The organism is Psychrosphaera aestuarii, assembly GCF_017948405.1.
Lineage (GTDB): Bacteria > Pseudomonadota > Gammaproteobacteria > Enterobacterales > Alteromonadaceae > Psychrosphaera > Psychrosphaera aestuarii.
Map to the genome: position 1 here is coordinate 149,531 of NZ_CP072844.1, position 15,659 is coordinate 165,189.

9 protein-coding genes are annotated in these 15,659 nt (G+C 40.7%); 4 read left to right on the forward strand and 5 right to left on the reverse strand.

The annotated features are described in order from the left end of the window. Positions 1-6: 6 nt before the first annotated feature. Complete coding sequence (hslO, locus tag J9318_RS00770; RefSeq protein ID WP_210560613.1) at positions 7-894, forward strand: Hsp33 family molecular chaperone HslO; 888 nt, start codon at positions 7-9, stop codon at positions 892-894. 124 nt (positions 895-1,018) lie between these two features. On the opposite strand, the gene J9318_RS00775 is transcribed toward hslO, so the two are convergent. After that, complete coding sequence (locus J9318_RS00775; protein WP_210560614.1) at positions 1,019-1,525, reverse strand: TlpA family protein disulfide reductase; 507 nt, start codon at positions 1,523-1,525, stop codon at positions 1,019-1,021. Positions 1,526-1,666: 141 nt separating this feature from the next. Between J9318_RS00775 and J9318_RS00780 the strand changes: the two genes are divergently transcribed. Further along, on the forward strand, positions 1,667-3,310 hold the full coding sequence (locus J9318_RS00780) for a M28 family metallopeptidase (RefSeq protein ID WP_210560615.1): 1,644 nt from the start codon (positions 1,667-1,669) through the stop codon (positions 3,308-3,310). Between the two features lie 245 nt (positions 3,311-3,555). Here the strand turns inward: J9318_RS00780 and J9318_RS00785 are convergent, their stop codons facing one another. After that, positions 3,556-5,793, reverse strand: coding sequence for an acyl-CoA dehydrogenase (locus J9318_RS00785; protein ID WP_210560616.1), 2,238 nt, complete (start codon positions 5,791-5,793; stop codon positions 3,556-3,558). 306 nt (positions 5,794-6,099) lie between these two features. Between J9318_RS00785 and J9318_RS00790 the strand changes: the two genes are divergently transcribed. Further along, the gene (locus J9318_RS00790; protein ID WP_210560617.1) at positions 6,100-7,710 is read left to right on the forward strand and encodes a YifB family Mg chelatase-like AAA ATPase; all 1,611 of its coding nucleotides are present in this window, start codon (positions 6,100-6,102) and stop codon (positions 7,708-7,710) included. 7 nt (positions 7,711-7,717) lie between these two features. Here J9318_RS00790 and J9318_RS00795 read toward each other — a convergent pair whose 3' ends face one another. Continuing rightward, positions 7,718-8,698, reverse strand: a complete 981-nt coding sequence (locus J9318_RS00795) for an NAD-dependent epimerase/dehydratase family protein (RefSeq protein WP_210560618.1) — start codon at positions 8,696-8,698, stop codon at positions 7,718-7,720. A gap of 77 nt (positions 8,699-8,775) precedes the next feature. Next, positions 8,776-10,737, reverse strand: coding sequence for an alpha/beta hydrolase family protein (locus J9318_RS00800; protein WP_210560619.1), 1,962 nt, complete (start codon positions 10,735-10,737; stop codon positions 8,776-8,778). Between the two features lie 184 nt (positions 10,738-10,921). On the opposite strand from J9318_RS00800, the gene J9318_RS00805 reads away from it, so the two are divergent. Then, positions 10,922-11,425 carry a LabA-like NYN domain-containing protein gene (locus J9318_RS00805; RefSeq protein WP_210560620.1) on the forward strand — a complete coding sequence of 168 codons (504 nt, stop codon included), beginning with the start codon at positions 10,922-10,924 and terminating at the stop codon, positions 11,423-11,425. Between the two features lie 176 nt (positions 11,426-11,601). On the opposite strand, the gene J9318_RS00810 is transcribed toward J9318_RS00805, so the two are convergent. Continuing rightward, the gene (locus J9318_RS00810; RefSeq protein WP_210560621.1) at positions 11,602-15,600 is read right to left on the reverse strand and encodes a rhombosortase-dependent M36 family metallopeptidase; all 3,999 of its coding nucleotides are present in this window, start codon (positions 15,598-15,600) and stop codon (positions 11,602-11,604) included. Positions 15,601-15,659 lie beyond the last annotated feature (59 nt).

Here is a 15,659-nt window from a genome sequence, read left to right on the forward strand (position 1 = left end):
AATACCATGACAGATTCAAACAAAAAAGACCTATTGCATCGTTATCTTTTTGATAAGTTTCACGTAAGAGGTGAGTTGGTGCAAATCACTGATTCATACAGTGCGATGTTAGAGAATCATGACTACCCAAATGTTGTGAAGCGTATTTTAGGTGAACTTTTAGCCGCAACTAGCTTGTTAACGGCAACGCTTAAATTTGAAGGCGAGATTAGTGTTCAGTTACAAGGCGATGGCCCATTAAGTTATGCGGTTGTTAATGGCAATAATCATCAACAAATGAGAGCGTCAGCAAAATTTGCTGATGATATTAATGAAGGCTCGTTACTCGACCTTATTGGATCGGGCTATATGGTCATTACCATTGCACCTAAAGGTACCGATAGATATCAAGGCGTTGCGGCGCTTGATAAAGACACACTTGCTGAATGTATTGAAAACTACTTTGAGACGTCTGAACAACTTCGTACTCGTGTATGGCTAGCCACTGACATTGGCGAAACAAAGTGCACGACCGCTGGTATGTTGCTGCAAGTTCTTCCTGTCGAGGAGCGAGCGAAAGAAGACTTTACTCACCTTGAAGCACTTACAAACACGATTACTGATGACGAGTTACTACACTTATCGCCAGAGCAGGTGTTAATCAGGTTATACCATGAAGACAACCCACAACTATTTGAACCTCAAGAAGTCACTTATGAGTGCGGATGTAGTCGTGAAAAAACAGCAGATGCTATTTTACGTTTAACTAAAGAAGATGCGTTGTCGTTAGTTGAAGAACGCGGAGATATTGAAATTATTTGTCAGTTTTGTTTAAAACAGTATCTGTTTGACAAAATTGACGTTGAAGCACTTTATAACAACAACGCGGACACGAATAACGCGACTGTTAACTAAGATTGGCTAGTCACTGTTAACTGTTTATATTTAGAAGATAAAGCAGGTTTAGGCCTGCTTTTTTATTGCCTCTTTATGAGCCATGATCGCCATGAGTCATGAGTCATGACCGACTTTTAACTTTCTAATCTTTAAGCAAAAGCTTAATTGCTTTGGCCATTTTAACTTCATCACCTGGTTTAAAACCATGATGGATAGCTCTTACGATACCTTTACGATCGATTAAGTAACCAACGGGCATAACGCTGACGTTAAAGGTACGACCGACCTTCATATTTTCATCATAGGTATTAATATAATCAACCGGATACTTCTCTAAGAAATCACTGGCAAGTTGCTTTCTTTGATCTAAATTAACAGCGAGTATTTCAAATCCTTGCTGATTATATTCTTTATAAAGCTTATTTAACCTCGGAAAGGACTCAATACACGGTTTACACCAGCTCGCCCAAAAATCTACATAAACTACTTTTCCAAGAAGACTTTTTGTATTTACTCGCACCGTATTTTCAACACGAGGCAATTCAAACTCTGGCAACGGCTCACCCACTTTAACTTTTGCTAACAAATTAAATGAGCTAAACCCGATGAATAGAACCGTTAAAACGATGAGCTTAGTAGGTAATTTCATAGTTATCCTTTATGATTAGTCGTGTGCAATTCGCCAATTTGGCGGAATGTGCAAAACAACAGGAGGTTTTCACTACCGTTTTTAAGAAACTAAGTGTGTAAACTAGAATACTGATTTCCATCCAAAAAGTAAGCAAATAATATGAAAACAATAATATCTAGCGTTGGCCTGATGTTAGTGTTGGCAGTCACTACTGCCTGTTCTGACAAAAAAGTCGAACAAACTAACGTTGAGGTAGAAAAATCACGTATCCAAGCTCACCTAGAATTTTTAGCTGATGACCTTCTAGAAGGTCGTGATACAGGCAGCAAAGGTTATGACCGTGCAGCATTATATGTAGCAACAGAATTCAAAAAAATGGGCCTACAACCTGCTGGTATCGACGGCTCATACATGCAACCAGTCACCTTTCGAAAAGGCTTTTTAGATCAGCAAAGCCCTAAAGCATCAATTATTACCGATGCTGGCACAATTGAATTAAAGTACCCGCAGGATTACATTACTGGTCCTAACATGGCTGCAACAGACTCTACGTTAGAAGCTGAAGTTGTTTTTGTGGGTTATGGCATAGTAGCGGAAGACTTTGGTTACAATGATTATGAAGGACTAGACGTTGAGGGCAAAATTGTTGTTACGCTTCGCGGTCGCCCAGAAGCTTGGCCATCAGAAGAAGGCGCTCACCTAAGTCGTGAAAAAACACGTTTTGCCGCTGAACGCGGTGCGGTTGGTGTTGTATCTCTTCATACGCCTAAACGTGAAAAAGTACGTCCATATACCAGCTCTCTAAACTATTTACGTGCACCATCAATGCGATGGTTAGACAATGAAGGCAATCCTTTTGGTGGTTTTGAAAATATCAAAATGGGTGCTTATTTAAATATTAGTGCCGCTGAGAAACTATTCGCAAACGCACCAACTCCATTAGAAGAAATCTTTAATGCTGATTCAGAAAATTTACCAGTTAAGGGTTTTCCGTTGGATGCAAAGCTTTCTTTAGCGTCTAAGTCAAAGCATGAAGAGATTTCTTCACCAAACGTCGTCGCTATTCTTCCGGGAACGGATCCAAAATTAAAAGACGAGTACGTCGTATTTACAGCGCATCTAGATCACATTGGTTATGCACAAGACGTAAGCAAAAAAGATCGTATTAACAATGGTGCTATGGATAACGCATCTGGCGTATCAATTTTACTTGAAACCGCTCGCGTATTAACAGAATCAGCACCTATGCGTCGCTCAGTTCTATTTACGGTTGTTACTGGTGAAGAAAAAGGACTTCTCGGTTCAAGCTACTATGCTAACAATCCAACCGTTCCTGTGAACGACATGGTTGCGAACATTAACCTTGATATGCCAGTTTTACTTTATGATTTTGCTGACATTATTGCTTTTGGTGCAAACCATAGCTCGATGGGTTCAATCGTAGAAAAAGCCGCTGGCAAATTTGATATTGCATTAAGCCCAGATCCAATGCCAGAGCAAGCAATCTTTACTCGCTCAGATCATTACAACTTCGTTAAACAAGGTGTTCCAGCTGTTTTCTTAATGACTGGTTTTACCTCTAAAACAGAAGGCGAAGATGGCGGTAAAGTTTGGGGTGACTTCTTTGCAAATCACTACCACCAACCAAGCGACTCGTTAGATTTACCAATTAACTACAACTCAGCGAAGCTATTCACTGAAATTAACATTGGTATAGCAAGAGAAGTTGCAGCAGCTGATCAACGTCCAACATGGAATGACGATAGCTTCTTTGGTAAAACATACGGACAGAAAGATAAGTAAACACAGTTCGATTTAACATTGTTTACACATAAAAGCAGCGGCTTATCCGCTGCTTTTTTTATGCGTATAAGTACCTCATAGACCATACAAATACGACCCAAAGAACCCCTGTGTAAAATTGCACAAACTAAATCACTTTCCCATGGTAAATTTTAGACAAAAAAAACCAGTCCGAAGACTGGTTTTAATAATTCTGATTTAGTTAAGAGCCGCTGTAAACTAACGACTCTAACTTTCAGTATTGATTAAGCCGTTTTTAAAATTGGCTTAGGCTCGTCGATATTTGATAGTAGTTCCATATCAAACGTATACTCATCAACGGCAATCGCAAGCTTACGTTTTTCGTTGTAAGCCATCAACTTATCGCTTTCTTCAGCTGTAACAACGTTTGCTTGTAGTGAAACTTCTACTAACTCTTCAAACGTTAATTGCTTAGTTACTTTACCTGTACGCTGAGCTTTCTTAATTTTGTCTAGTAAAGGAAGTACATCTAACTTCGCTTTGTATGCGTCAGAAAGAACAGTGAAACCATCACGACCTTTCATGCTTACTAGGCTTGTTAACTCTTCTTTCGCGCCGTCGTTACGTAACGTTGCTTCAGCTAAGTCTGTAATTAACTTGTCAGAAATCTTAGTTTTACCTAAGAAAGCGTTACCAGTTGATACTTTTAAGAAACCAGCAACAACACGGTTAGGGAAGTTATCAACATAAGCTTCTAATGCTTCTTCAGCTTGCTGTAAAGCCCAACGTGTTCCGTATTCAAAATAAGGTGTTAGTTCTTTACGGTTTTCGCTTTGTAGGTAGAACTTAATGTTACCCATCGCCATGAATAAGAAGCTAAGAATGTCGCCTAAACGTGCAGATAACATTTCTTTACGCTTAAGATCGCCACCTAATACAAGTAATGCAAAATCAGACTGCACGGCTAATACACTTGATAAACGTTTAATGCGCTTCTCAAATTTAGCAACTAGCTTGTCTGGGTTGCTTGAACCACCAACACCTGGAACATATGCCGTTGTTAAACCACGGAAGAAGTTCTTCACGCTGTAACCGATTGTTTTACGGAACAAGGCGTTAAATTTCGCATCTGCGTCTGCTTCTTCTGAGTGAATTGCAGTAATTAAGTCTTGTACGTATGGGTGACAACGAGTCGCACCTTGACCAAAGATCATTAGGTTACGAGTAAGTATGTTTGCACCTTCAACAGTAATACCGATTGGCGTTGCAAAGTAAGCCGTCGCTAAAACGTTGCCCGGACCCATTTGAATTGCTTTACCTGCTTGAACGTCCATCGCCGCTTCTAGCGTATCACGACCAAGCTCAGTCATGTGGTACTTCGCCATTGCAGTAATAACTGAAGGTTTGAAACCTAAGTCCAATGAATTAAGAACTAGGTGACGCATTGCTTCAAGGTTATAAGTTAAACCACCGATAAGTGCTAACTGCTCTTGAATACCTTCAAATTTACCAATTGGCATACCAAACTGTTCACGAATTGCCGCGTACTCAGAAGTAGACTTCAAACATGCGTGTCCCGTTGCACAACCGTTTGCTGGTAATGAAATACCACGGCCTGCACCTAAACAAGCAACAAGCATTTGCCAACCGCGACCAACATTTTTCTGGCCACCAATTACGAACTCCATAGGAACAAATACATCAGTACCACGAGTAGTACCGTTGTAGAAGTTAACACCTAATGGGTTATGACGATTACCAGTTTCTACGCCTTCATAGTCAGCAGGAAGTAGTAAACAAGTAATACCTAAGTCTTTTTCTGCACCAATTAATCCTTCTGGATCAAATACCTTAACCGCTAGACCAACCAAAGTAGCGATAGGTGCTAGTGTAATGTAACGTTTTTCCCAGCTAACACGTAAACCAACAACTTCTTCGCCGTTGTACATGCCTTTAGTTACGATTGCACGGTCTGGAATACCACCAGCGTCAGAACCAGCTTCAGGGCTAGTAAGTGCAAAACATGGGATGTCACGACCATCTACTAAACGAGGTAGGTAGTGATTTTGTTGTTCTTCTGTACCGTAGTGCGCAAGTAACTCGCCTGGGCCTAATGAGTTAGGTACCATTACGGTAGTAGCGATTGGGTTACTCTTAGTTGAGATACGCGCAACGATTGTTGAACTCGCGTATGCGCTAAATTCTAAACCGCCAAATGCTTTTGGAATGATAAAAGAGAAAAACTTGTTGTCTTTTAAGTGCTGCATAACGTGCGGTGGAATGTGATTGCTGTTATGCACTTCCATATCGTTCAGCATTTCTAACAATTCTTCTAAAGGACCGTCAATGAACGCTTGCTCTTCGTCAGTTAATTTTGACGGTGCAGTGTTTAACAGCGTATCAAAATCAGGTGCGCCTTGATAAATAGAGGCTTCAATCCACGTGTCACCTGCGTCTAACGCTTCTTGCTCAGTTCGAGAGATTTCAGGAAGTATTTTCTTGAATTTTGTTCTTAGGCTCATGTTTCGCCCCTCAATATGATTAAATAAAGTATTTCCAAATTAACGCTACTTATCCCTCGGCCGTAACTTATCTTAGTATAGACCATGTTTGGGACAACTCACGCACAACTGGTACGATGTCTTACCAGTTTATTCATTTTTAACAAAAAATAAAGCTAAATTTGCATATATATTACACCTCAGTCGTACGTAATAGCTGACAGGTCGGATCAGAAGGTCTAGTTGTTCGCTATATAAGTACAGGATTTATCGCGATATTTATTTCAAATACTATAACTGATTATTTAATAAACAGTTGGGTAAATAATGTCTCTCGCAATCATATTTAGTCGGGCAAGAATTGGTATCGAAGCACCAATTGTTACTATTGAAGTGCATTTATCAAACGGATTACCTTCCTTTACTATTGTTGGATTACCTGAGACTACCGTTCGGGAGTCAAAAGACCGAGTCCGAAGTGCAATTATTAATTCAGGTCTAGAATTTCCACAGCGCCGCATTACCGTCAACTTGGCGCCCGCTGACTTACCAAAAGAAGGGGGACGCTTCGACTTAGCAATCGCCATGGGAATCTTGGCAGCAAGCAAACAAATTTCCGATAAACAACTTTATCAATATGAATTTCTTGGTGAACTTGGTTTAAACGGCGATATTAGGCCTATTGTTGGAGAAATACCCTCTGCCCTTGCCTGTTTATCGGCAAACCGAACCTGTATATTGCCACAGAGCAATGCAATAAAAGCCACAATCATTGAAAAGGCTTTATTGCTGTCGGCCCACAGCCTTTTTAAAGTGGTAGAACATTTTAAAGGTGGTGATTCGTTAACAACTCCAGAACAAGATTGGTCGTTAGATGAAAACCTACAAAACCATGGTGCTCATACATCAACGCTAGATATGTCCGATGTCATTGGCCAACCTATGGCTAAACGCGCTTTAGAAATAGCTGCTGCAGGTCAACATAACTTACTTTTTTTAGGACCACCAGGCACCGGTAAGTCTATGTTAGCAAGAAGATTAAGTACCATTTTACCGCCTCTAACCGACGAACAAGCTTTGCAATCCGCTGCGGTCAACTCTATTAGTGGTAAGTCTTTTAATTTTAAGCATTGGCGGGAGCGACCGTTTCGAGCTCCGCATCACACATCTACTGCAGTCGCATTAACCGGAGGTGGAAGGCCACCAAGGCCCGGCGAAATAAGCCTTGCCCATCACGGCGTTTTATTTCTAGATGAGCTTCCAGAATTTAGTCGATATACTTTAGATGCACTTCGTGAGCCTTTAGAAACTGGCAACATTTGTATTTCGAGGGCGTCGTTGCAAGTAGAATTTCCAGCGCAGTTTCAGCTCATCGCAGCATTGAACCCAAGTCCAACAGGTCATCATATGGATGGACGATGTACATCGGAGCAAGTTTTAAAATACCTGAGTCGAATTTCTAGTCCATTTTTAGATCGCATAGATCTTCAAATAGAAGTGCCCGCGTTACCAAAAGGCACTTTATCCACAATGCAATCTGAGCGATTGAACGAGCAAGGTATAAATACGGATGCTGTGACTCATGATCCTATGAATAATCTCGATATACGTCACGACAACCAAAGTGAATCATCGGCGTCAATAGCATGTCGAGTTTTGGCTGCTCGGGAAATAATGATGAAACGTGCTGGGAAACCAAACGCCTTATTATCGAGTAAAGAGACAGCAATTCATTGCGCCCTGTCATTCCAAGATTCCAAATTTTTAGAGGACACTCTTTTTAGATTTAAGATGTCCATTCGCGCTTATCATAAAATATTAAAAGTGGCCCGAACCATTGCTGATTTAAACGGTGAGGCCCAAATAGCGCGGTCACATATCGCTGAGGCGCTAGGCTATCGCTCTATGGAACGTTTACTACGACATTTATCTCTATAATCGCGCGCTAAATGATATGTTCCTGTTTCAGCCATTCGTAACAGTCGTCTAACATTTCATCTAGAGGAACTTTGTCATTATAGCCAAGTTCATTTACGGCTTTACTGCTAATCGCCAACACTCGTTCGGTAACCATCAATGCCTTTTCAGGTGTCATGTTTGGTTCTTTCCTCGAAATGATGGACCATAAATTACTACATCGAGCGATAAACTTTAGTAACACTGGCGATATCGTTTTATTGTACTTTGGCTTATTAAGCTTGAGCGCTATTTTATTCACAACTTCTAAAAAGCTGTGATCAACGCCAGCAAGTATATAATTTTCACCTATTGTCCCCTGTGTTACTGCGGATACATGAGCTTTTGCCACTTCACGAACATGACAGTACGAGCCCTCTCCACTTGGTACACCAGGCAATGCGTCATGTTTTATTAATGTAAATAACTGTGACCAATTGTGCTTGTCATAAGGCCCCATGATTGCGCATGGATTTAATATTACCGCTGCTAGACCATGTTCCTTAACTGCATCTTTAACGATCTGTTCGCCGAGGTATTTAGTTTTTAAATAGTTAACCTTTGACGTCAAAGCCGTGCTTGAAGACGCCTCAGTTATTAGCTCTTGATGAAACCCGTATGCTGAAATTGAGGAAGTATGAATGAACTTAGCAATTCCTTTTTTTAACGCGCTTTCAACTATGTACTTTGTTGCAGTGACGTTTACCAAGTACTGTTGATTATTATTACGTTCCCATAAATTAGTATCCCCTGCCAAATGAAACACAACATCTACGTCACTATCTAAACACGCGTCAACATCGGCCGGATTAGTTATTTCACCGGTACGCCAATCCACTGGTATGTCAGCTAACGCACTAGTATCAGAGTTTACACGGCATATTGCAGTTACATGCCAGTTAAGTGCATCCAATTGTCGAATTAAGTTGATACCTAAAAATCCCGTGCCACCCGTAACAAATGCCTTCATAAACTTCCCTATATTTTTCCCATAAAAAAAGGCCAAAACAAATACGTTTGGCCCTCTTTTCAACTTTTAAGTTTTAATTACTTCGCTTTTAGGTGCTTCTTCAAGAACTTTTCAATATGCTTAAAGGCATCTAAACGATTGTTGTACTCATCTAAATAATGCGTGCCTGTTTCATATTCAATGTAGTCAATGTCTACGCCTGCATCGTCTGCAGCTTCATAAAAGTCTGAGGATTGATTAAAATGAACTTGCGTATCCTTTCTGCCATGAATTAATAGAATCGGTGCCTTAATTTTATCTAAAAAGTTTATTGCTGATGCATTTTCTAATTGTTTGGCGTCTGCACTAATACTAATGTCACCAATAGCTTGTTTAGTAAATTCACTTAACGCACTGCGTCGCAAACTATTTTCTCTTGCATGGCGTTCGATATCGCTCACGCCCGCAATACTTACGATACATTTAAATGCATCCGGCTGCTGATACGATGCCGTTAATCCTACATAACCACCATAGCTCCAACCTACGACACATGCATTAGAAGTGTCTACTTTGCCTTGGCTTTTTAACCATTCAACACTGTCGTATACATCATTTTGCATTGCCAAACCCCACTGCTTGTAACCAGCTGTTTGGTAAACCGAACCATAACCACCTGACCCTCTAAAGTTTGGCTGAACAACTGCGTAACCTAAATTTGCCAAAAACTGGACTAGGTAATCAAAGCTTTGGTCATCTCTAGGACCAAACGGACCACCATGCGGAAGTACAACAAGTGGTGGTTTTTTTCCGGCCTGAACGTTAACTGGCATCGTTAAGTAACCATGTAACTGCATACCGTCGCGTGCCGTGTAATCGAATGGTTCTGTTTTTCCTAGTTGCTGGCCCTCTAAATAAGGGTACTGACTAAACCAAAAACCCGCTTTACCTTCGGCTAAATCTAACCAAAAGTACTTTGCTGGTGAGTCATTTTTGTATGCAATGATCATCAATTTTTGACTTGATAAGTCGCGACTACCGATCACTGTTTCATAGTTAGGAAAAGAGTTCGCAACTATTGTATTTACAGACGTGTCATTCCCATTAAAATAATGTGTTTCTTGAAAGTGCTCGGTATAGCTAACGCCAATTGCTCTAGTGCGGTCGCCATTCATAACAACCCTTGATACATCATATTTTGGATGTGAATATACTAAGTCACCAAACTTTGCTGTTTGAGGATCAAATTCCCAAATTGCATCACGGTTTAGTTCTCTATCACTTAATACCCATAATTTTTCATTTTGAATAAGCAATGGCGTAAACGTATCGCCTGACATATTTCTATATTCATTGATTAATGCCCACTCGCCCTCGCCATCTTTACGATACCAATACTGAAGCATTTCAGGTTCATTTTCTTTAACACCAATACCTAACGTTACTCGACCTTTAGAGTCAACAAACCACGAATCTACGTTGTATTTATTTATAAATTGCTTTTCGAATTCATTATTTAAGATGTTGACCTTAAATACAGACTGAGCTTTATCTCTAGCATCAAAAACTTGAACTAGTATGTGATCTTGATCTGTTGGTAAGTTAGATATTAAGCGAACTCTTGTGCCAGCTTGCTTCTCCCACTTTGTGCCAATCGCAATAGGCTGTGGCATAATTTGAAGTAAATTGCTTCCGTCAATATTAACGGCATAATAAAAAGACTTTCGCCAATAATCTTTATTTTGTCGTTGGGAAATACTCGATTCGATAATAAGTCTTTTTGGACCACTCCAAGTTACCTGATCTAAGCGATCTCGATCTTTATCTAGTTTCGCTACAACACTGATATCTTGACTACCAAACTTTGATACAACGACCGCAGGTCCACTCTCTGCCTGGTAAATAGCAGCAATGTGTTTTCCATCTGGAGAGACAGTTACATTTGAAATTAATGGTAAGTGTGCAAAGTGTTGGTAGTTTAACGCGCTTTTAGGCGATGCGGCGACTGTAATCGATAGCATTAAACCGAACGTGAGTAAGAGCTTTTGAAATACTTTCAAAATAAGTCCTTTTGTTTGTTATTTTTATAATATTTATGTAATTCCATTGTTATACAAATAGATGTTAAAAGAAAATAATTTAATTTGGTAGACATATATTGTTACATTTAACCTTCATAGGCTTGCAAAATAACAATGAGCAATAGACACTGATTTTCATTAATAACTTCATGAGATTTAAGTAATGAACAACGATTTAACTAACAGTGCCTCACTAGGCAACGTCGCAATATTTGTCGATGTTCAAAATATTTATTACACCACTAAGGAAGTCTTTAATCGCTCCTTTGATTACCGCAAGTTTTGGAAAAGCATCGAAGAAAAAGGCAATATCGTATGTGCAAATGCCTATGCTATCGATAGTAACAACGACGGCCAGAGAAAATTTCAAGATGCACTTCGTCATATTGGATTTAATGTAAAACTTAAACCATATATTCAACGACAGGATGGTAGTGCAAAAGGCGATTGGGACGTAGGTATAACAATAGATATAATGGATGTTGCGCCCAATGTTAATACGATTATATTGTTATCTGGTGATGGTGACTTTGAGTTACTGATGCGCACCGTTCAGGAACGACACAGCGTTTACACTCAAGTCATTGGAGTAAAGAAACTAACCGCAAATTTACTTATAGATGCGGTTGATCAGTTCATTGAAATTGATGATGCACTTTTAAAATAGTCTTGCCTAAATACTTTTCCATTCACCTTTGTAAATCGCTCCGCAGTACCGCTTATCTTAATCATTTATTCATCTCATTTAATAAAGTTGATACTTGTATTTAAGACATAAAAAAGCCCCTCTGTTTTAACAGAGAGGCCTTTATTATTAATTTACGTATATTTTAAATTATACGATTAACGCTTTGTACGTCTTCTTAGCATAGCTAATGGAAGTAACAGCAATGCTGCCCAACCGAAGCTACCACCAGTATCACGCTTAGGCGGCTCAACATACTCAGGTACGTCTGCAACAGATACCGAACTAGTTGCACTCACTGAGTCTTTACCATCAGAAATAACAACTTGGAAAGTCATTTCGATGTTAGCTGAGATTTCAGGAGCTGTGAACGACATAGTTGCAGTGTCTGCACCAGTGATAGTTACTTCATCGCCACCTGTTTGAGTCCAAGTGTAAGTTAACGTATCGTCCGTGTTTCTATCGAAACCTTCAGCAGTCAATGATACTGACTCGCCTTCGTTTACGCTTACGCTTTCAGTTACAGAAACTAAACGAGGTGCTGAGTTATCACACGACTCAACAACACCTGTTGTTACTTCTGAGAACATTGGTGATGCAACATTGCTAAATGTTACGTTATCAACCCACCAACCGAATGTGCTAACAGCACTGTCAGTTGCAAGTCTAAAGCGGAACTTAACCATGTTACCGTTTAACGCTTCACCAAAGTCAATAACTTCTAAACCACCGTTAGCAGCAGCTGGAGCGAAATTCTGACCAGAGAATACAGGACGACCGGCTAACGGCTGATCTTGTACATCTGAAGGAATGATTTCACTATAACCAGATACTAAGAACTCACCACCGAAGTCTGTAACGTCTTGCCAAGCACTACCGTTAACGCTTAACTCAACAACACCACCGTCATATCCAGACTCTAACCAGTATGCGTGCCAGAATGAAACAGTGAAGTTACCCGCGTATCCTACTTCAAACTCAGTTGTTTCATAACCAACATCAGAGATAGCTGATAAATCAGCCATACGTAATGTTTGCGCACCTAGGTTTGTGCCTGATGCGAAGCTTTGGAAGTATCCAGTGTTCACGCCATCAAAGAAGGCTAGGTCAGAAGCAGCGTCACCACCATCCATCACATTTACAGACCAATCGGCAAACGTACTTGCGTCTTCCATGTCTTCAAATGTGGTTAAGTTAGTAGGATCAACTTTCTCAAAGTCAAAGTTAACAGTCACTGGTAACGTAAAGTCTTCTGCTTCAACTGTAGCATCACCCTCAACTGCCTCAGGGAAAGTTACTACAAAGTCGATATCATCTGCAGTAGACGCGTCATTAATAGTAACTTTTAATGCGTCACTTGTGCTTCTTGTAAATGGTGATAGTGCACCAAATGTTACAAGACCGTCATTTTCGATAGTCACATCTGCGTCACCAACAACCGTGATTTGTGCAGTAATGCCTTCTAAAGGCTCGCTACCCGTATTTGCAACCGTTACAGAAATAGTACCTGTTTCGCCTTTATCTAGAACGCCATCCGCAGTACAGAAGCCAGCAGTTTCACCGTCGTAATCTGCATTTAAATCTACAGATACCGCAGAGAATGTCGCTAGTTTAACCGAATCACTTTCAACTACACCTGATAGGTCAGTTGAGAAACGAGATGGAGATACCGCACCTAGACCCATACCACGTTTAGCGAACGCCGCAATAGCTAAGTCAAAATCAGCGTCGTCATTCGACATTGCTGCAGCTAAAATAGCATCACGAGCTTCTGTGTAAGTTGGTGTTACCGGTGTTAACTTATAACCTTCAACTACATAACGAGACATTCTGTCTTTTGCTTCATCAAAACCGTGCTCGTTTATCATAGAAACATAGAATTCCCATAATGAAACAGCCCAAATTTCACCCGCTCCATGCGGAGAAGCATTTGACGTTGCAGGGAATCCAGCTGGTCCTGCACCCGTAGTAATGTGACCAAATGTGTAAGGGTTAACATCCATATCAGTAGTATATGGTGCACGACGGATACCGTAGAAGAAGTCTGCTACGTATGTACCAACGCCATAACCTAAACCAAATTCTGCATTACCTTCAAGCTCTAGGTCTTCTTTTTTGGTTACAAACAACATTGCATGTACGTCTGACCAACCTTCACCCATGGCGCGGCCTTGGAAGTTAGTTAGACCACTTGCGTTACCGATTAAACGGTTTTGCATGTAGTGACCAAATTCGTGCGCGATTACCGCGTTATCAAATGTAGAGTCTTTAAGTGGGAATGTGCTAAACATGCTTACATCAACCGCTTCATCAGCATCGATTAAGCTGTATATAGATGCACCATCTGCAAAACTTAAGCCTTGAGAAGGAATTGATACAGTGTCATCTGCGCCACCCATTGGAGCTGGTGTGCCATCATCGTTATTGTTTACGATAATAACGCCAATCGCACCGGCTGCTTGTGCGTTAAGTACCTTAGCAGTAAATGCACAAGCACCACGGTCGATAATAGCAATGTTGCCTGCTAACTCTTCTGCGTTAGCCGCTGCCTCACAGCCGTCTGTACCTACGTCAGTACCGTCATCAATACGAACAACAGTGCCTGAAACAGAGTATTGTTGTGGACCAAATGACGCTAATTGGCTTGTGCTTAGTAAGCCTAAGTCGTCAGAGTTAGTTACTGTAATACCCCAATCTTCACCAAGTGTTGCATCTTTGTCTGTCCACAAGAATTGTTGCATTCTTGGGCTACCACCGTCTGCTGGAGTAGACATGTTAGCGTTGTTAAGACCAGAGTTATCTTGTGCTTCTAAGCGAAGCGGATCATTTTCTAAACCGCCACGGCCATAGTTTGAAGCCTGAGCGTTACCAGATGCTTCGTCAAAACCATAATCGTAGTAATAATCGTGTAAGAAGTTAGACATGTAGAATAAGTTAACGATAGCCGCTTTTCTGTTGCCTACGCTATTTGCACGTTTTGTATCGTCTAACACATAATCAAAAGTGTTAGCGCTTGTAGTTTCAGCCGTAAAGTCACCTGGGCTGAAGCCATCTGGTGCAATTACGTCGGCATATGCAACCGCGTTGTTACCCGCTGTAATTGTTGCATCTTCTGCTAACCACGGATCCTGTGTACTAAGGAATGGCATGCTTGAAACTGATACAAGTGGCGCGTCCAAAATTACTGATGTGTCATTGCCCGGTTCAAGAGCAGGAACAACATCACCGTGAGGACCTTGCATTGGGGTTAAGTCATCTTTTGCATAAGCTCTGTAGTGGAAAACAGAGTCATCTACTGTTAGGTTGTTTTTAGAAAGAACTTTGCCAGTATTAGCGTCAACTACATAGCTGTATAGGTTACTTGTAACACTATCAACTTCTGATACTTCAACTTCTAGGTAGTAAGCAGGGATAAGGCCATTGCTCGCGTCAAAGTAAACTTTTTTCGCGCGAGTATCATTACCCACAAGTAAACCATTTTCTGCGCCTTGAGCTTTAAAGTGCGCAAACTTACCTTTTTCTTGAGTTGGAGTTAATGCAACATTAACTTGGTTGTTTGTTGCGTCTTGAAATGCGTTTCTAATTGCTGTTTCTGCACTACCAAATGCAAACGCTGGAGATACTTGACCTTCAGGAACAACGTTGCGAGCTAGGTAACCAGATGATGCAACTAGGTTAAACTCTTTATCCATCATGATATTAAATTCACGATTGAATACTTCTACACCCAATACTTCTTGCTTATATTTTGCAATTCGAGTGCCTTTGCCCTCGTCGTGTAGGTTAGCTAGCTTAACTTGAGATACGCCACCTTTAGTAACCGATTGGCCTAATAGTGCGTTTAAATAGTGATTACTTGCCGCCGCTGCTTTATCTTTTGCAGCAACATCAGATAAGTTAGGTGCTTTAATCGAAGCTGGCGCCCATACAAACGTCGCTTTACCTAGGTCGTTATCATAGTGGCTTTTTAAACCTGAAACTGTAGGTTGAGACGCTAATGCTTTTTGAACAGCCGCATCGTAGCTACCTTTAACTTGGTTAAACTGGTTGCCCTTTACGGTTTTGGTTAGCTGACCTTCTGGCGCAGCTTGAGCAGCCGCACTTGCGAGTACCAAAGATACTGCAGCAGATACGCCCGCCATTTTAAAATCTATCATGTTTATTCCTTGTGTTTTCGATAATAAAACGAATTTATTCCCCTGAAATGCAGGGCAAC

Bases quoted from the DNA above. Each gene is read 5' to 3' on its own strand.
- J9318_RS00775 (WP_210560614.1), bottom strand. From the start codon at position 1,525: ATGAAATTACCTACTAAGCTCATCGTTTTAACGGTTCTATTCATCGGG.
- J9318_RS00780 (WP_210560615.1), top strand. From the start codon at position 1,667: ATGAAAACAATAATATCTAGCGTTGGCCTGATGTTAGTGTTGGCAGTC.
- J9318_RS00785 (WP_210560616.1), bottom strand. From the start codon at position 5,793: ATGAGCCTAAGAACAAAATTCAAGAAAATACTTCCTGAAATCTCTCGA.
- J9318_RS00805 (WP_210560620.1), top strand. From the start codon at position 10,922: ATGAACAACGATTTAACTAACAGTGCCTCACTAGGCAACGTCGCAATA.
- J9318_RS00795 (WP_210560618.1), bottom strand. From the start codon at position 8,698: ATGAAGGCATTTGTTACGGGTGGCACGGGATTTTTAGGTATCAACTTA.
- hslO (WP_210560613.1), top strand. From the start codon at position 7: ATGACAGATTCAAACAAAAAAGACCTATTGCATCGTTATCTTTTTGAT.
- J9318_RS00810 (WP_210560621.1), bottom strand. From the start codon at position 15,600: ATGATAGATTTTAAAATGGCGGGCGTATCTGCTGCAGTATCTTTGGTA.
- J9318_RS00790 (WP_210560617.1), top strand. From the start codon at position 6,100: ATGTCTCTCGCAATCATATTTAGTCGGGCAAGAATTGGTATCGAAGCA.